This is a genomic window from Mycobacterium sp. Soil_C_30 (assembly GCF_057656995.1).
Genome location: NZ_JBDGJH010000003.1, coordinates 25,762 through 42,609, shown reverse-complemented (window position 1 = coordinate 42,609; position 16,848 = coordinate 25,762). Strand labels below are relative to the sequence as shown.

Sequence of the window (16,848 nt, the reverse complement as noted above, 5' to 3'; positions counted from 1 at the left end):
GAGTCATCAGAGACAAGCCACGTTTGGTGAGTGCGCCAGGATGGAGTCGTGGCATGGAGCACTCGCGAACTGGCCGAGCTGGCGGGCACCAGCCTTCGCTCGGTCCGGCATTACCATCAGGTCGGCCTGCTGCCCGAGCCGAAGCGTCGCAGCAACGGTTACAAGCAGTACGGCGTCGAGCACCTCGTGCGGCTGGTACGTATCAGGCGGCTGACCGATCTCGGGTTCTCCCTACCGCAGATCGCTGCGATGGGCGAACGCGACCATCATCCGGCGGACGCCCTGCGTGCACTCGACGCTGAACTGGCGGCGACGATGGTGCGGCTGCAGCGGGCACGTGACGACCTGGCCGATCTTCTCAAGCACTCGGCTCCGACCGACCTGCCGCCGGATTTCGTGGCGCCGGAGACCGCTGCGAGTATGACGGACCCTGATCGCAAGCTCGTGGTCGTGCTGAGCCGGGTGCTGGGGCCAAGCGGTCGGCAAGCCTATGCGGACATGATCCGCGAAACCCCCGACGATCCCGCCGCGAAGGAATTGGACACCCTGCACGCCGGCGCTGATGACGCGACCCGGCAGCGTCTCGCCGAGCGGCTTGCCCCCTACATCATGGCGGTGAGGGACGCGCACCCCTCACTCATCGAATCGCGTGACGACGCCCCGCGTGGAAAACGATTCGCCGACAGAGCGATCGACCAGGCGATGCTCGAGCTGTACAACCCGGCGCAGCTGGACGTGCTGCGCCGGGCGAGGGAGATCGTGCGGGGTCACGCACCAACGGCCGGCAACGGCAAGGGCGCGAGGCGGTAGGTCGGCGGCTCGCTGCCGTGCAAGTGCCGGACGAAGTAGTCCCAAGTGCGGCGCAGGAAGTAATGCTGACGGCCAATCAATGCGTGCTCGGCGCCGGGGATCATGATGAGGTCGAAGTCCTTATCCGCTTTGATGAGCGCATCGACGAGCCGCATCGTCATGTAGGGGTGGGCATTGTCGTCGAGTTCGCCGTGGATCAGCAGCAGCTTGCCCGTCAGGTTGTCGGCGACGGTTGCGTTCGAAATCGCCTTGCGCCCGTCCTCAGTGAGGTCGCCGTGGTAGTGCTCGGCCCACATCGCCAGGTTGATGTTGTTGTCGTGGTTCCCGGACGTCGCGACGGCCACGTGATAGGCCGCAGGATTTACCAGCACGGCGCGGGCGGCGGCGAAGCCGCCTGCGGACTGACCGGTGATGCCTACCCGGCTGGTGTCGAGCCACCGATGCCGATGTCCCAGTTCACGAATGGCGGCGACGTGATCGTCAAGGGCGCCGGCGTTGCCGAGGTCGCCGTAGGAGTGATCATGGAAGGCTTTGCTGCGCGCAGCGGTTCCGCGGCCATCGATCGCGACGACGGCGAAGCCAAGCGCCGCGAATGCCTCCGGCTCTCCCTGATGCGGCGGGTCGAACGACGGGCCCGCGCGGTGGACCTGCGGACCGGGATAGATGTGCTCGACAATCGGGTAGCGCTCCTGCGGGTCGAAGTCGTGTGGGCGCCAAAGCAGACCGTAGATCGGTGTCTTGCCGTCGGCGGCGGTGGTGCGGAAGCGCTCAGGTGGGTTCCAGCCCAGCGCTTCGAGGGCCGCGGTGTTTGGCGTCTCCAGCTGGACCACGATATTGCCTTCGGTATCGAGGACGGCGGATTGCGGCGGCAGGCTCGGCGAAGACGCCCGGTCGACGATGTAGCCGCCCCGAGGCGGGCTGACTGCGTCGTGGTCGAGGTCGTCCTCGGTGAGCCGGGTGAACCCGGTTCCGTCGAAGTTGATGCGGCAGATCTGGCGGGTGTACGGGTCGTCGGCGACGAGACCGCCTGCGACGAAGAAGACCTGCCTACGATCCTCGTCGGCCCACAGCAGGGAGCGAACCAGCCACTGCCCCTGCGTTATCTGGGTGGCGTGCAGGCCATCGGCCGAGTACAGGTAGAGGTGCCCCCATCCGTCGCGCTGCGACCACCAAACGATCTCCCCGGACTCGCACACGTGCACCAGCGGCGGATCACCGAGCTGCACGGCAGGGTCGACCCTCGTCTCGCCCGTCTCGGTGATCAGCGTGGTGGTCTTTCCCGTAGCCGGGTCGAGGCGGCGCAATTGCAGTGTGCGGGCGTCGCGGGAGTGCTGCAGGAAGTGCACCGAGTCCCCCGATTCTCGGGTCCACCACGCGTAGACCAGCGCTGTGTTGTGCATGATCGGGCTGGGCGGGTCCTGCTGGCGGACAACAGTGCGCTGGTGCACGTCCAGCACGTTCCACGTCATCGTCGCCGCCGCGTCCTCGCCCGGCATCGTATAGCGCGTGCGGTGTTCGACAGGCCTGCCGCCGTCGGCGGGTGTCGACTCCACCAGCACCAGTTCCGGCAGATGGCGTTGATCGATGCGTTGCACCAAGATCCGCGTTGAGTCTGGTGACCAGTGAAAGAAGGACAGGGGGGGCAGTCCGAGGAGTCGGGTCAGGGCTGTAGCTCCGGTGGCGTCGGGCAGCCCGCCGTAGTCGAACTGCGATTCGGCATCGTCGGTGAGCGCGAACTCCTGCTCGCCGTCCTCTGTGCGCGGCGAATCCCCTTGCTGCTGTCCTGCAGTCCGTCGAACCCAGATGTTGCCGTCTCGGCGGAATGCGATCCACTGCCCATCTGGGGAGGGCACCTCGCCGGGGGCGCGGGGCGTTCGGCGGTCGGCCTGGAGGCCCGTGTCGTCGGACCACTCCCAGGCGGTTCCGAACGCTGTGAACCTCGCCGTGCCGTCGTCGCAGACCTCCACACCCGCGATCGGAAGATCAGCGCCGACCGCCGCCTGTTTGGTCTGCACTGACAGCGCGGCAGCCAGGCGGTCGTGGTCGAATGCGGGCCGCCTGCTGCCTTCGTCGGGGGCGACGATGACGTAGCGCCCGCCCACCTGGTACCAGAAGTCCGCGCCGCCGGGAAGCCACTGAGGTTGCAGCGCACTGCCAGGCACCTTCCTTGCCCGGTAGGGGGCAAGCATCTGCTCGGCGCGTGCGTAGTCCGACTCGGTCAGCGTCCTGGTGTCGTGTCTCACGGGTCCATGCAACACCCGGACCTAGGGGCACAGTCAATCACCAAACATCCTGGGCGACTACCAGTCGCACAGGAGCGCCGATGCGCCTGCCGGCGCGGATGATCTCGACCTGCCTTCAGCCGAACTAAGACTCTCTGGCCCACAAAGTATTCGCTGAGCGCCTGAGTACCCGTCCGCTGGCGACAATCTTCCTCGGACGCGCCGTTTCCGGCGGGCCTAGCTTTGTTGCACCGGCGCACTAGATCGAATGACGTTTGGCAAAGTCCCACGCGATAGTGCTGGCGTCAGGGCCCGCGTGGTCGGTGAATCGGCCCTCGCCGGACGGACCGGGCCATGCATGACCCATGCCCTCGACGAGGTACGACTCGGTGAACGAAAACCCGTCCGCAGCAGTGCGAGTGGTTCGCGTGTATGCGAGCGTGCCCGATGTCGATCGCACCACGTGTGTCTTCTCGATCATGCGCAGGCTGTGGTTGAGTAGGCCGTCGTCGATCAAGTCGTTGACAGCAGTCCAGTGCGCGACAAGACGGCTCCCCACCATCGGCGTGGAGCCCCAGCTCCAACCACCGCGCCCTCTAGCTCCTTGGCGACGGCGTAGCGACCTAGAGCCAATCCCAGGCAGACCTTCTATTCGCAGATGACCCAAGCCTGCAACGGTAGACGTGACCCGCTGTTGCACAACGGAACCGAGTCACCGGCGCGGGTGACCGCGGAGATTCTGCGTCGGGGCCGATGCCACTGCTGTTGGCGTATTCATGACTTGGTCGCAGGTCGTCGGCGTGAGCGGCCGTCCGCGTCGTCGGTTCGCAGATTTGAGACCAGTAACATCGCCAGGCCGGCAAGAGCCACGTCGACGGCGGCGTCGAGCTTGGCCTGCGGCACTCCGGCGGCAGCATCCACCGCAAGCCCTTGTCCGATGGTCACGGCGAATCTGGCCAGCGCCTCAGTGTCGCTGTTTGGCGCATCGTCAGCCGCCGCAAGGGCTTTGGCGATCGCTTCTTCGATCCCGTGGCGATACTCGGCGAGCAGCTGCGGTATGCGCGCGTTATTCGGCCCGCAGGAAATGCCGCCTTGAATGGACAGACATCCCAGCGCATTCCCGGCACGCACAGCCTTCGCGGTGTCACGCAAGTACGAATCGAGGATGTCGTAGGCACGGGGTTTCGAGAGCACCTGACGCAGATGTTCGTGGTAGCGCTGGCCGTAACGCTTTAGGGCATGGACGAACAGTTCCTCTTTGCTGCCGAACACGGCATACATACTCGGCTTGTTGATGCCCATCGCCTCGGTGAGTTCGGCCAAGGACGCGCCTTCGTAACCGAGACGCCAGAAAACGTCGATGGCCCCATCGAGCGCCCGGCCCTCGTCGAACGAGCGCGGCCGGCCTCCCGCGTGCCGTTGCTCTGCACCCATGCGGGCCATTCTATCGCCGGATCCCCGCCCTCCTACCTATCGGTACAAAACTGGTATGGTCGTGCTGCAACCGATTGGTACAAAACTGGAGGGCTTCATGTCGGACCTGACCGGAAAGACCGCACTCGTCACCGGAGCTACATCCGGGATTGGCCTGGCCGCAGCACGGGCGCTCGCGAAGCAGGGGGCCTACGTCTTCCTGGTCGGGCGCCGCCAAGACGCCCTCGACGACGCCGTTTTCAGCATCGGCCCAGCTCAGGCCCAGGCCATTCGCGCCGACGTGACCGAGCAGGCCGATCTCGACCGTGTCGCGGCCACCATCGAAGCCACGGGACGGCGGCTTGACATCGTTTTCGCTAATGCGGGAATCAGCGAGTTTGCGACGTTGGGCGGTCTCACGTGGGAACACCACAGGAAGATCTTCGACACCAACGTCGGCGGGGTGATCTTCGCGGTGCAGGCCGCCCTTCCGCTGCTGCGCGAGGGCGCGTCGATCATCCTGTGCGGCTCCAACGGCGACGTGAAGGCGGCTCCCGGGGCGAGCGTGTATGCCGCGTCCAAGGCCGCGATCCGGTCCCTGGCGCGCAGCTGGGCCGCAGAACTCGTCGACCGCAAGATCCGCGTCAACGTCGTCGCTCCGGGTCTCACCGAGACACCGGGCCTGGCCGGCCTCTTCACCGGGGCCGACGCCGCGCTGGCCGATTTGACCTCCACCGTGCCCATGAAGCGCCGTGCGCGCCCAGAGGAGATCGGCAATGTCATCACCTTTTTGGCCTCCGACGGAAGCTCCTTCATGACGGGCTCAGAGGTCTACGTCGACGGTGGCGTCAGTCAGTTCTGACCCGTTGAGCGCCGAAAGGAGTGCCAGATAAGTGACCGACACCGCGCAACCGCCCGCAGAGTCGAACCCGCCCACTCTGGCCGAGGACCTACTCCTGCTGCTGTTCCAGCCGGAGTCAGGAACCATCGCCGGGGAGACCACCCTGTATTACGTACTCGGCGCAGCGGTGCTCGCCGACATGGCACTCGGCGATGACATCGCGGCCACGACGGAACGCAATGGCACCGTGACCGTGGCCGCGGCAGAACGGGACCGACCGTCAGACGAACTGTTCCACTCGGCCTGGGAGTACGTGTCCGAACGACCGCGCGCAGTTCAAGCCGTCCTTGCCGCGGTCGGTCCGACGCTGCGGCGGCCCGTATTGGAGCGTCTGATCGCTCGCGGCGATGTCCGCGAGGAGAAGCGCAAGGCACTGGGCCTGTTCACGATCACCACCCTGATCGACGGCGGAACCAAGCGACGCGCCGATCTCATGAACAATGTCCGTGCGGTACTCGTCGAACACGCTACGCCCACACCGCGTGTCGCCGCGCTTGCCGCCCTGCTCTGGGGAAGTGGCGCACTGCCGCAGTTTCATCCGGCGATTCCCTGGAACTCTGCTGTCATCGCCCGCGCGGAGGAACTCGGACGCGGCAATTTCGGCGCAGCGGCGGCCGGTGAGGCGGTGACACGCACGATGACCGCGATCGTCATCAACAGCGTCATCGTCGCGACCACGGCGCCCCGACCGCAATGACACACCTCCGACCACGCCCCCGCAACGCTGTGCTAAGGAAGGACCTTCCACTCCAATGACTCCCGACCCTTTGACGGTGTTGACCGAATTCCTCGACGGCGCCTTCGATCCTGACAAAATCGCGGAGGTTACCGAGCGATTGGTGGCCGACGACGCCACATACGTGTCGCTGACCTTCGACCCCGACCCGGGCCTGCACGAGATCATGCCGTGGGCCGGCACCAACCACGGGAAGTCGGCCTTCGTCGACAACTTTCGCGGTGTCAGCACGCAGTGGCGGCTCGAAGACTTCACGCCGTTGGACACCCTGGTCGACGGTGACAAGGTGGCGCTCTTCGGACGCTTCACCCTGCGATCGGTAACACTTGGCAAGGCGGTGACCTCACCCTGCGCCGTGCTGGCCAAGGTCAGCGACGGCAAGATCCGGTACTTCCAGTACATGGAGGACACATTCGCGACGGCACTCACGTTCCGCACATCCGGCACCTGGACCATCGACGCCGTGCCAGGCGCTGAAACCTTCGAGGTGTAGACGCGCGACGCGCCATACCCCCGCTTGAACGAAATCTGAGGAGTATCGATGCCGGGAATCGCTGATAAGGACGTCCGCCACTGGTTAGTCACCGGAGGGTCGGGGGGTCTGGGGCGTCGTCTCGTCGAACACGTGTTACGGCAGGGAGATCGGGTCACCGCGACCGTGCGTCGCGCCGGCGCGCTAAGCGACCTGGCCGAGGAGTTCAGCGGTCGCCTGAGTGAGCGGGTTCTCGATCTCACCCGGCTCGACGACGTCGACTATGTGATCCACCGGCTGATTGCCACTGATCCGGTGGACGTGGCGGTCAACAACGCTGGTTTTGCCGTGGTCGGCGCTGCGGAGGAGATGAGCGTGGAGCAGATCCGTGGGCAACTGGACGTCATGCTGATGGCGCCGCTGCTCATCACGCGCGCGCTTCTGGCGCCGATGCGCGAGCAAGGTGGCGGCAGGATCATTCAGATCTCCAGCATGGGCGGTCAGGTCGCCATTCCCACGCACAGCTCCTACCACGCCGCGAAGTGGGGTCTGGAGGGATTCACCGAGAGCGTCAATCAGGAAGTGTCCGTATTCGACGTTCACTTGACGTTGGTCGAACCTGGCGGTACGCGAACGGGTTTCAAAGATAACTTGACATTCGCTTCGGAGTTGGGCGTTTATCGCGGAACTCCGGTGGATCAGGTCAGACGCCAGCTTCAGGACGCCGGCGCGAACGCCTTGACCGGCGACCCGGACAAGATCGCCGCCGTGGTCTTTCAGACCACCCGTCAGACCGACCCGCCGCTGCGTCTGACCCTTGGCGATGATTCTTACGACGCCGTACACGCGGCACTGACTGGCCGTCTGGCTGCCTTGGAGGATCAGCGCGCGGTGGCTGAGTCGGTCAGCTTCGGCCGCTGAGCTTCTCGTCGGCCAGGCCGGAGATACCGGGCGGCTGCGACGGCCAACCACGCCCATCGGCGTTCACCCGACAACAAACGGGCGGAGGTCGCCAGGCGCTCCGGGGTTAGCAAAGCCACCATCTACAAGCACTGAACCGGCGGTCTCGACGTGGCAGCCGACGCCTACGGCCAGAAGGTGAGCGACGCGGTGCCGACGCCTCTGACCGGTGACGTGGTCGCGGACCTGACGAGCCAGATCGTTCGGCTCGCCGACTTCTACGCCACGCCCCGTGGTCGCGTGATCGCTCAGTTGATGGCGGCGGCCACCGGGGAGCGTCGGGGGCTGACGTGCTGAAGGAGAGGTTCTTCGCCGGAGCGGCGACGCGCCGCCATTGAACTGGTGCGCGAGGGTATGGCGAACGGACAGCTCCGACCTGGCCTCGATCCCGACCTCTCCATCGATGTGTTGTTCGGGGCCGTGGTGTTTCGACTGTTCAACGGCGAGGCACCCTTGCCGCGCGAGGCCGCGCACACCGTCGCGAGGATGGCGATCCGAGCCATCATCGCCACGTGAGACCGAGGATCTCGCGCGCCTGCAACCGCGCGGCGGGCCGGGGTCCAACCGTCACGCCACGCAGGTCTGCCGAGCCCGAACTCCGGTCGTGATACTCACGGCTGATGTGCGGCACGGAGCCGTCGTGTCAAGCCGTCAGACCGGCTCGTGCGAGCCGGCTTCGGCAACGTGCCTCGATCAGACGACGGTGACTGGTGGACTGGCGAATAGCGTCCGGTTGCCGTCGAGTCCGTTGCGCAGGGCGTTCGCGACGTCGTCGTGCGGAGTGCCCAACCGTGGCAAGCTGACCTCGTCCAGGCGCCGGTAGTGCTCGTCGTCGAGTTCCAGCTCCAGTGACCGCAGGTACTCCTGCAGGTGCTCCACGGAGCGTGGTCCGACGATGGGGACGAGAGCCGTGTGCGCGACAGTGGCCCGGCGACGCAGCCATGCCAACGACACCTGGACCGCGGTGCTGTCGGTCTCGGCAGCGATCGCCAGCACCGTGTCCACCACGACGGTCTGCTGGGCGGTGTCCTCGGCGGCGTCACCCCGACCGCTCAACCGCCCCGTCTCCCCACGCCGATACTTTCCGCTGAGCAGTCCCCCGGCAAGCGGGGAATAGAGGAGCACGCCGAGACCGTGCGCCGATGCCATCGGCAGAAGTTCCCGCTCGGCGCTGCGTTCGGCGAGGCTGTACTGGGTCTCGATGCCGACCAGCGGGCTCAGGCCGCGCAAATCCGTCCAGACCGCGGCCTCGGCCACCCGCCACGCCGGGAAGTTGGACAGCGCCCCGTGCAGGATCTTGCCGGACCGAGTCAGGTCTTCGAACCCCAACAGGATTTCCTCGATCGGGGTGACCTCGTCGGGGAAGTGCGGCATGAACACGTCCACGTAGTCGGTGTTCAGGCGGCGCAAGCTCCCCTCGAGGGATCGAATCATTGACTTGCGGCCGTTTCCGGTGGTGACGGGTAGGGCACGCTCCTGCCTGGTCCCGCTGTACTTCGTGATCACCACGAAGTCGTCGCGGCCGCTGCCGAGCAGTTCGCCGAGCACGGTCTCGGCTTGACCGTCCTGGTAGATGTTGGAGGTGTCGAACGTGGTGCCGCCGGCCGCCACGAAGGTCTCGAAGACGTTGCGCGCGGCTACTTTCCCGATACTGGCGTCAGACGTGCCGAAGTTGGCGGTGCCCAAGGCGTACTCCGAGACTCGCAGCCCGGTTCGTCGTCCAAAGGTTTGGTAGCGCATGCACACTCCTGAGGGTCGCCGGGCGGGGTACGCTGGCGACGGTACCAAATAAAACGAGGGGTTGTTCTTTTTCATGCCGAAGGTGACGCAGTCCCATCTCGACGCGCGGCGTCAGCAGATCGTGGACGCCGCCCGCATTCGATTCGCCGCCGACGGCTTCGCCGGCGCATCGCTGGCCGACATCGTCGCCGAGTCCGGGCTCTCGACCGGTGCGATCTATCGGTACTTCAGCGGCAAGGACGACATCATCCGCGCCGTGTGCGAACAAGCATCTGGCGCCTTCCCAACCGCGCTCACCGCCGAGGCGGTGAACGGCTTTCTCGAGCACATCCGGGCGTTGGCCCGCCACCAGGGTCATGCGCGGCTGGTCGCCCAGATCTACGCCGAGGCAGCGTTGTCTCCGGCGTTGGCAACGATTGTTGCGCAACAGATTTCCGCGATGCGCGACGCTGTCGTCGATCTGCTTCCAGGTAGATCCGACGATCAGTCCGAGGAGATCGCCGAGGCGTTCGTGGCGGTCTGCGCCGCATACAGCCAGCAATTGGCAGTTCGAGGTGACGTGGACCCCGCCCCGTTCGCGAGGGCGCTCATGTCCATCGTGCGCGGATAGGTCGCCGTTCGCCTGCCGGTAGAAGGCGCCTAAACCGAGCTTACGTGCTGTTTTGCACCTCTGATAGTCAGGCCCACTGACCGTGTTGTTTAACAACGGCTACACGCTTGTCACTCTCCACTGCATCTCGCAGTTGTGGCTTCTCAAGTTTCATGTCCACAGTCGTTTCCCTGACCTGCATCGTCGGCGGCGTTCTCACCCGATGTCCACACCGAGAATTCTCACGTTCATGTCCAGTGGTCAGCGAAGGCGCAACCCGCCCATGTGGCCCCGTTGTTCTGCGGCCTTGGAGCAGGCCTTCCGCATCTCTTTCTTGAAGTCGAAGGCCGCCGTGCAACAGGTTATTAGACGAGACTGCCGCCGACCTTCTCGACCCGGATGTGCGTAACGAACCCGGCTGGCGCATTCGGCGGAGGGAAGTGCTCGCTCGTCCCGAGCATCGCCTCAGCCAGTTCGACGGACAGTTCAGGGGCCCCGCCCTCGACAACGCGCGCCGAACCGGTGATCGACAGGTACGGCGTCGCCTGTCCGTCAATTTTCGGAGCGAGGATGGTGACGGCGACCCGCCCATCGCGGCGGATGTTGCGCGTCTTGCGGTACTCGTTGAGATGGGCGGCGACCAGTTCGTCACCTTCAGGTGTCGAGCGCAACGCCACCCAGACCACTGAAACCTGTGGGCTGCCATCGGGATTGAGGGTGACGAGTGTCGCGTCAGCCCCGCGGCCTATGAGTGCGCGAGCGGATTCTTCAAGTTTCACGCGGTGTTCACCTTTCCTGTCACGTGGCTGCCGAGCAGCCAGTACCGACGAAGCGGCACGTCGTCGGCCAGCTCAGCACTGCGTATGCGGGGTATTCCTGTACGTTTGAGTCCTCGCGCTCGAGGTGCCGGGCCCATTGATGCTGGGCGTCTAGCAGTGCCGAGCTAGACGATCAGGCCGCCGAACTGGCGGCGCCACCCGTGGTGAGGGTGTGTGTCGCCCAAGCGAATTCGGATCAGGGCCAGTGAACGTCAGATGCGGACATTGGCTTCATCCCAGCTCTCCCTTATCCGACACCTTGCACTTGAGTGCAACCGACTCCGTGACTAGTATGCACCCGAGTGCAATTTGGGGCAAGGCGACCGAGGGAGGTGGTCAAGGACGTGCATCCTGGACCGCCGTCGCCTCCGCCGAACCGGCGAGTTGTGAATACGAGAAGAGCCCTGTTCGAGGCCGCTGCAAAGCTTTTCGTAACTCAGGGGTATGAGAACACGACCATGGCTGACATCGCTGCGGAGGCCGGCACCTCCCGCAGGACGGCGTTCAACTACTTTCCCAACAAGGGCGACATCCCGATGCTGTGGGTCAGGCAGATGGCCGATATCGCCGTCGAGGAAGTGACGAACGCTCGCATCGAGGACGTTTCAGAGATCATTCGAGACTATTTCCGGGTGATCAGCCAGGCGATGGAATCTGAACCGGAGCTGAGTCGACAGATGATGCGGGGCTGGACCGCCGCGCTCGGGCCGGTCCTCTATGAGTCACAACTGTTGGATGACCTGTCTCCAGTCCTCAAGAACGGTCAAGACCACGGGCGGATCGGTCAAACCGTGGACGCCGCCGTAATGGCGCGCGCACTCAGTGATGTCGTGCAGGGCGCCGTCTTCAGATGGGTGCGGGAACCCGACACTGCGCTTCAAGAAGAGGTCGACATCGTAGTCACGCTCCTGCTTCGCGCACTCACGGCATAGTATGAATCGCCTACTTGCGTGAGCGGATGAACCTAGAGACCGAAACCGATTGAAACCGTGAACTTCTCGCGCGCGGTGCGGGCGGCGTTTGGCCGCTTGTGCACGACGACATTCATGCGATCGGTACCGTCGCTACCGCGCTGCCACCAGACCGTCGATCAGAAGGTGCCGCATTCGGTTCGCCTGCGCGGCGGAACCGCTCGCGATGGCGATTCCGATGAGGCTCGCCACGACGTCATCGGCGATGACGTCGGCGCGCAGGCTGCCGTCCTGGGCGCCCGCACGCAGCAGGGCCTCGACCGCCCCGACGATGCTCGTCCTCGTATCGCCGACGTCGACCGTACCGGAGGCGAAGATGGCACCGAGCGACTCGGCCATCCCCTGCTTTGCGGCGACGAACGCCGCGTAGCGATCCATCCATCGGCGCAATGCGACCAGGGGGGGATGGCGCTGCAGCAGCAGGCCGGCTGACGCAGAGACCTCGGCCAACTCGGCCTGGTACACGGCCGCGACGAGTGCCTCTCGGTTCGGGAAGTGTCGATACAGCGTTCCTATCCCGACACCGGCGTCGCGGGCGACTGCCTCGAGAGAAACGGGGGCGCCATCCGCGGCAGCGAACGCCGCGGTCGCTGCGGCGAGAATCCGCTCGCGGTTACGGTGCGCATCCGCACGCAGTGGCGCCATAGCGGAGGGCCCTCCGTTTCTGCTACGGTCAACTAAACGGAGGTCCCTCCGTATGATTCCAGTATCGCATCAAGGAGCGCCATGATGGAAGCATCCCACCCGGGTGGGCTAGGCCGGATTGGCCGATTCGAGGTGGCCCGAATTGGCTACGGAGCCATGCAACTAGAGCCGCAGTCGACGTCCACCGAAGTGGCAGTGGCCCTCCTTCGTCGCGCGATCGAACTCGGTGTGAACCACATTGACACCGCATCCTTCTATGCCGACGGGGAGGTCAATCGCCGCATACGCATGGCGCTCGCGCCCTACCCCGACGAAGTCGTCATCGTCAGCAAGGTCGGCGCCCGCAGCGTCGCCGACGGCGGCGCGATCCCGCTGGCCGCCGCACAGAAACCCGCTGAGTTGCGCGCCGCTGTCGAAGCCGACCTCGCCCAACTGGGTCTCGACCAGATCCCGGTGGTCAACCTGCGACGCCTCGACCTGGGCCCAGGCTTGCAGGCCGAGGGTGACCAAATCGTAGACCTCGACGACCAACTCGCCGAGATGGTCACCCTCCGCGACGAGGGCAAGATCGGCGCGATCGGCATCAGCAACATCCCCCTCGATGTTCTTCGGCGCGCGCTCCCGGCGGGCATCGTCTGCGTGCAGAACTCCTATGGCCTGCTCAACCGATCACAGGAAGATCTGCTGAACGTCTGTGTCAACGAGGGCATCGCGTGGGTACCGTACTTCCCGCTCGGGTCGTCCTTTCCTGGCTTCCCCAAGGTGTCCGCCGACCCAGTGGCGCTTGCCATCGCGGATGAGATCGGCGCCACGCCATCCCAGGTCGGCCTGGCCTGGTTGCTCGCCCACACGCCGAATACCTTGCTGATCGCGGGCACCCGTTCGGTGGGCCACCTCGAGGAGAATGTCGGCGCAGGCGACGTCGTGCTGGACGAGGAGGCGCTGGCCCGGCTCGACTGCGCTTACAACCCGTCAACGGACCCGCTGCTCGGCGCCACGGGCATGGACGCTTTCCAAAAGAACTGAACCCCATCCCCTTTCCCGGTAATCCAGCCCCAGTTCACTGGTGCACATATCGATCCAGCGCGCCCACATAACCGTTCAGGCGGCGCACTTGACTTCGGTAACCGAGGACGCCGTGCCGCTCGGGCCTCCCCTGTGCGTGCTAGTGGCCGTGGCCGCCCAATGACCGGTAAGCACTTCGGGGAGGTCTTGCGCCAATCGACGCGACGCAGTTGTGACTTCTCAAGGTTCGTGTCCACTCGCGGCGCACTGAACTGCGGCGACTCGCAGCATCTCGTGTCGTGTCCACCGGGATTTGTCTCACGTTCGGGTCCAATGTTCACACGGCCAACCATGTGGATGCGGCACACCCCGTCGAACCCCAGCGGCACATCCTGCCGCCGGATTTCGGCGATTCAGACGTTGGCGTCGTCGTATGTGAGGTTGGCGCCGAGATCGCGAGAGGCTCGTGCCTGGACGAGCAGCTCCTCGGCCTTTCCTTCGGTTGCCTCGATGGCGTCGGCGCCGGCGACGAAGCGCAGCGGCGGTTCGTCTTGCTCGACGAGCGTGAGCAGTGCCTTGGCGAGCTTGGCGGGGTCGCCCGGCTGGGCGCCGTTATGGCTCTTCCAAGTTGCAATCATCTCGGCGGTACGGGGGGCGTAGTCCTCGATGGACAGTTCGGGCCAAGTGGTGGAGGAATCCACCAGCAGTTCGGTGCGGAAGAAGCCGGGCTCGACGATCGTGGTGTGAATGTTGAACGGCGCCAAGTCGAAATGTAGTGATTCCATCCATCCTTCGAGGCCGAACTTGGATGCCGCGTAGGCGGCACAGAACTCTTGGCCGATGAGACCGGCCAGGGAGGAGATCGTAAGAATGTGGCCACCTCGCTGCTGGCGCAGGATGGGAAGCACGGCGCGGGTGACGTTCATGGGTCCGAACAGGTTGGTCTCGATCTGCTGGCGTAGGTGCTCCGGGGAAATCTCCTCGAAGAAGCCGGCGTAGAAGTTTCCTGCGTTGTTGATCAGGACGTCGATCCGACCGAAACGTTCGACGGCGGCCTGCACCGCTGTCAGCGCGTCTTCGGGATTTGTGATGTCGAGGGTGACGGTGAGCAGGTTGTCCTGCGGACCTCCGAGCGTCTTTTCCACCTCTTCGGGTCGACGGCCCGTAGCGACGACCTGGTGACCGGCCGCCAGTGCCGCGCGGGCGATGTCGGTGCCTAAGCCCCGTCCGGCGCCGGTGACGATGATGACCTTGCTCATGAGCATGTTCCCTTCCGCGGAGACCCCGTGGGCCGTCGCGATGTCGATTATTGCTTCGCGAATTACGTTGTGTTGCGGTTCTTCTGGACCACCGACTGCTGATCGTCGTGATTGAGCGTCGCGGCCCAGCTCGCCAGGAGCTTCAACCCGTCCCGTGATGCTGGATCGGCGGCGGTGAAGGCGGTCAGAGCCAGTCCGTCATCGGCCGAGAGGTCCATGACGTCGAACTCCAGAGTGAGCCGGCCGACCACGGGATGGTTGTATTCCTTGGCGCCGGTGCGGTGCAGTCGCACGTTGTGGTTGGCCCAGCGGTCGCGGAATGTGTCACTGCGGGTAGATAACTCACCGATCAGATCGGACAAGTCGCGGTCATAGGGGTGGCGGCCGGCTTCGGTGCGCAGCATCGCCACGGTTGTGTTGGCTGCCTCGTCCCAGTGCGGGTACAGCGCCCTGGCCTGGGGGTCGAAGAAGCAGAACCGGGCCAGGTTCGCCGGTCGCGTCGCGTCGTCGTAGACCGGGGAGTACAGCGCGGCGCCGAGGGTGCTGGTGGCCAGCAGGTCGAGGCGTCCGTTCATGACGATCGCCGCGACATCGGACATGCCGTCCAGGATGCGCTGCACACTGGGGCGGATCTGCTGCTGTGCGGGTGTCTTGCGGCGGGCGGCCTTGGGTGCGGTGTTGGCTGCGCGGGTCAGGTCATACAGGTGGGCCGTTTCGGCGTCATCGAGGCGCAGGGCGCGGGCGATCGCGTCCAGCACGCTGTCGGACACCCCGACGAGGTTGCCGCGCTCCAGGCGGGCGTAGTAATCGGTGCTCACGCCGGCGAGCATGGCGACCTCTTCGCGGCGCAGCCCCGGCACGCGACGGCGACCGTAGCTGGCCAGACCCGCCTGCTGCGGGGTGATCTTGGCGCGACGACTGGCCAGGAACTCGCGAACGTCGTCGTGGCTGGACATCAGCTCAGGCTACGACCGATCGCCGCCGGTAGGGGTGGTCTGTCATTACATGGCTAGACAGGTCCTGTTGCCGCCGCGGGGACACCGGTTTCCTTGAGTCATCACCCCCCAGCGAAACGAGAAGACCGTGGACACCATCAGCCCGAGAAGCAGCATCCTGAAGAGGACGTCGGCCCTGCTCGTCGGAACGGCCGCCGCCGTCACGCTCGTCGCGTGCTCATCCAGCACCGGTGACAGCACCGCCGCCGCGCCGTCCAGCAGCACCAGCGGTGCGCCGTTCAATCCCAGTGATCTTCCGGCCTCGGTTGCTGGGCAGACCTCGATGCAGGCCGTCGAGTTCAAGAACGGCGACATCACCATGGCGGGCAACGTCTTTGTCCCCGCCGACTTCGACGCCAACCGGGCCTACCCGACCATCGTGGTCGTGCACCCCGGCGGCGGCGTCAAGGAGCAGACCGCGGGCGTCTACGCGCAGCGTCTGGCCGATCAGGGCTTCGTCACCCTGGCCTTCGACGCGTCGTACCAGGGTGCCAGTGGCGGGATGCCCCGCTTTGTGGACAACCCGATGAACCGCGTCGGCGACATCTACAGCGCCGTCGACTACGTGACGACCCTGCCGTATGTCGACGATGCCAACATCGGCATCCTCGGCATCTGCGCCGGCGGCGGCGTCACCGTCAAGGCCTCCACCACCGACCCGCGCATCAAGGCTGTCGCGACCGTCAGCGCTGTCGATACCGGCGCGACGGCGGCAAGGGGCTGGAACGGTGACCAGAACATCTCGGCAGCCGACCAGCAAGCGGACATGCAAGTGGCAGCCGACCAACGCACCGCCGAAGCCGCCGGCGCCGAACCGGTTTACGTGCGCTACGTCCCCGAGGTCGGTGACACCACCGCACCGCTGGACCTGCAAGAAGCCGCCGACTACTACCTCACCCCGCGCGGCCAGCACCCCAACGCGCCCAATAAGGCTCTGCTGTCGGCCCAGATCTTCGGCGCAGGGTTCAACGGCTTCGACCGCATCGACACGCTTCTGACCCAACCCCTGCTGGCCGTGGCCGGCAGCGACGCCGGCTCGCGGTGGCACAGCGAAGAGCTCTATGCCAGGGCCGCCTCCACTCAGAAGGAACTCGCTATCATCCCCGGCGCCACCCACATGGACCTCTACGACGGCCCCGGCGTCGATCAGTCGATGGCGCATCTCGCACCGTTCTTCACCAACACCCTCTAGAACGCGCATACCGGGTTCGCTGGCGGCCTGGCAAGGACGCGCTATCCCCTTGCCAGGCCTAGCCCACGTATCAACTCGAATCGTCACGTCAGTCGTCCCACAACACATTTCATTCACATC

The 16,848-nt window shown here is 65.3% G+C and carries 18 protein-coding genes and 1 pseudogene; 11 read left to right on the top strand and 8 right to left on the bottom strand.

The window, feature by feature from the left end; translation table 11 throughout:
* Window positions 1-48: 48 nt before the first annotated feature.
* The gene (locus AC3A6P_RS05865; RefSeq protein WP_487689502.1) at window positions 49-810 is read left to right on the top strand and encodes a helix-turn-helix domain-containing protein; all 762 of its coding nucleotides are present in this window, start codon (window positions 49-51) and stop codon (window positions 808-810) included.
* On the opposite strand, the gene AC3A6P_RS05860 is transcribed toward AC3A6P_RS05865, so the two are convergent.
* The 3 genes from AC3A6P_RS05860 to AC3A6P_RS05850 form a co-directional block, all read right to left on the bottom strand.
* Window positions 768-2,999, bottom strand: a complete 2,232-nt coding sequence (locus tag AC3A6P_RS05860) for a S9 family peptidase (protein WP_487690574.1) — start codon at window positions 2,997-2,999, stop codon at window positions 768-770. The genes AC3A6P_RS05865 and AC3A6P_RS05860 overlap by 43 nt on opposite strands.
* 292 nt (window positions 3,000-3,291) lie before the next feature.
* Entirely contained in the window at window positions 3,292-3,549 is a 258-nt protein-coding gene (locus tag AC3A6P_RS05855; protein WP_487689500.1) for a hypothetical protein, read from the bottom strand.
* Between the two features lie 257 nt (window positions 3,550-3,806).
* Window positions 3,807-4,466 carry a TetR/AcrR family transcriptional regulator gene (locus tag AC3A6P_RS05850; protein ID WP_487689497.1) on the bottom strand — a complete coding sequence of 220 codons (660 nt, stop codon included), beginning with the start codon at window positions 4,464-4,466 and terminating at the stop codon, window positions 3,807-3,809.
* Between the two features lie 97 nt (window positions 4,467-4,563).
* Between AC3A6P_RS05850 and AC3A6P_RS05845 the strand changes: the two genes are divergently transcribed.
* The 6 genes and pseudogenes from AC3A6P_RS05845 to AC3A6P_RS05820 all read left to right on the top strand — a co-directional run.
* Complete coding sequence (locus AC3A6P_RS05845; RefSeq protein WP_487690572.1) at window positions 4,564-5,307, top strand: SDR family NAD(P)-dependent oxidoreductase; 744 nt, start codon at window positions 4,564-4,566, stop codon at window positions 5,305-5,307.
* A gap of 31 nt (window positions 5,308-5,338) precedes the next feature.
* The gene (locus tag AC3A6P_RS05840; protein WP_487689493.1) at window positions 5,339-6,043 is read left to right on the top strand and encodes a GOLPH3/VPS74 family protein; all 705 of its coding nucleotides are present in this window, start codon (window positions 5,339-5,341) and stop codon (window positions 6,041-6,043) included.
* 55 nt (window positions 6,044-6,098) lie between these two features.
* Entirely contained in the window at window positions 6,099-6,575 is a 477-nt protein-coding gene (locus AC3A6P_RS05835; protein ID WP_487689490.1) for a nuclear transport factor 2 family protein, read from the top strand.
* Window positions 6,576-6,623: 48 nt separating this feature from the next.
* Window positions 6,624-7,475: an SDR family oxidoreductase gene (locus tag AC3A6P_RS05830; protein ID WP_487689487.1), complete on the top strand. Its 852-nt coding sequence runs from the start codon at window positions 6,624-6,626 to the stop codon at window positions 7,473-7,475.
* A 150-nt stretch (window positions 7,476-7,625) separates the two neighbouring features.
* On the top strand, window positions 7,626-7,811 hold the full coding sequence (locus tag AC3A6P_RS05825) for a hypothetical protein (protein ID WP_487689484.1): 186 nt from the start codon (window positions 7,626-7,628) through the stop codon (window positions 7,809-7,811).
* A 30-nt stretch (window positions 7,812-7,841) separates the two neighbouring features.
* Window positions 7,842-8,030: pseudogene (locus AC3A6P_RS05820) on the top strand (TetR/AcrR family transcriptional regulator C-terminal ligand-binding domain-containing protein); the annotation flags it as partial.
* A 177-nt stretch (window positions 8,031-8,207) separates the two neighbouring features.
* On the opposite strand, the gene AC3A6P_RS05815 reads toward AC3A6P_RS05820, so the two are convergent.
* Window positions 8,208-9,254: an aldo/keto reductase gene (locus tag AC3A6P_RS05815; protein ID WP_487689481.1), complete on the bottom strand. Its 1,047-nt coding sequence runs from the start codon at window positions 9,252-9,254 to the stop codon at window positions 8,208-8,210.
* Between the two features lie 82 nt (window positions 9,255-9,336).
* Between AC3A6P_RS05815 and AC3A6P_RS05810 the strand changes: the two genes are divergently transcribed.
* Window positions 9,337-9,864, top strand: coding sequence for a TetR/AcrR family transcriptional regulator (locus AC3A6P_RS05810; protein ID WP_487689478.1), 528 nt, complete (start codon window positions 9,337-9,339; stop codon window positions 9,862-9,864).
* A 344-nt stretch (window positions 9,865-10,208) separates the two neighbouring features.
* Here AC3A6P_RS05810 and AC3A6P_RS05805 read toward each other — a convergent pair whose 3' ends face one another.
* Window positions 10,209-10,622 (bottom strand): TIGR03618 family F420-dependent PPOX class oxidoreductase, encoded by a 414-nt coding sequence (locus AC3A6P_RS05805; protein WP_487689475.1) that lies wholly within the window; start codon window positions 10,620-10,622, stop codon window positions 10,209-10,211.
* A gap of 341 nt (window positions 10,623-10,963) precedes the next feature.
* Between AC3A6P_RS05805 and AC3A6P_RS05800 the strand changes: the two genes are divergently transcribed.
* Window positions 10,964-11,593, top strand: coding sequence for a TetR/AcrR family transcriptional regulator (locus AC3A6P_RS05800; RefSeq protein ID WP_487689472.1), 630 nt, complete (start codon window positions 10,964-10,966; stop codon window positions 11,591-11,593).
* Between the two features lie 132 nt (window positions 11,594-11,725).
* On the opposite strand, the gene AC3A6P_RS05795 is transcribed toward AC3A6P_RS05800, so the two are convergent.
* Window positions 11,726-12,277 carry a TetR/AcrR family transcriptional regulator gene (locus tag AC3A6P_RS05795; protein ID WP_487689469.1) on the bottom strand — a complete coding sequence of 184 codons (552 nt, stop codon included), beginning with the start codon at window positions 12,275-12,277 and terminating at the stop codon, window positions 11,726-11,728.
* 81 nt (window positions 12,278-12,358) lie between these two features.
* Here AC3A6P_RS05795 and AC3A6P_RS05790 point away from each other — a divergent pair, with 81 nt between their 5' ends.
* The gene (locus AC3A6P_RS05790) at window positions 12,359-13,303 is read left to right on the top strand and encodes an aldo/keto reductase (protein ID WP_487689467.1); all 945 of its coding nucleotides are present in this window, start codon (window positions 12,359-12,361) and stop codon (window positions 13,301-13,303) included.
* A gap of 392 nt (window positions 13,304-13,695) precedes the next feature.
* Here AC3A6P_RS05790 and AC3A6P_RS05785 read toward each other — a convergent pair whose 3' ends face one another.
* Complete coding sequence (locus tag AC3A6P_RS05785) at window positions 13,696-14,541, bottom strand: SDR family oxidoreductase (protein WP_487689464.1); 846 nt, start codon at window positions 14,539-14,541, stop codon at window positions 13,696-13,698.
* A gap of 62 nt (window positions 14,542-14,603) precedes the next feature.
* Window positions 14,604-15,497 carry a helix-turn-helix transcriptional regulator gene (locus tag AC3A6P_RS05780; RefSeq protein ID WP_487689461.1) on the bottom strand — a complete coding sequence of 298 codons (894 nt, stop codon included), beginning with the start codon at window positions 15,495-15,497 and terminating at the stop codon, window positions 14,604-14,606.
* 127 nt (window positions 15,498-15,624) lie between these two features.
* On the opposite strand from AC3A6P_RS05780, the gene AC3A6P_RS05775 reads away from it, so the two are divergent.
* A complete protein-coding gene (locus tag AC3A6P_RS05775) occupies window positions 15,625-16,728 on the top strand; it encodes an alpha/beta hydrolase (RefSeq protein ID WP_487689458.1) in 1,104 nt (367 codons plus the stop codon).
* Window positions 16,729-16,848: the final 120 nt, after the last annotated feature.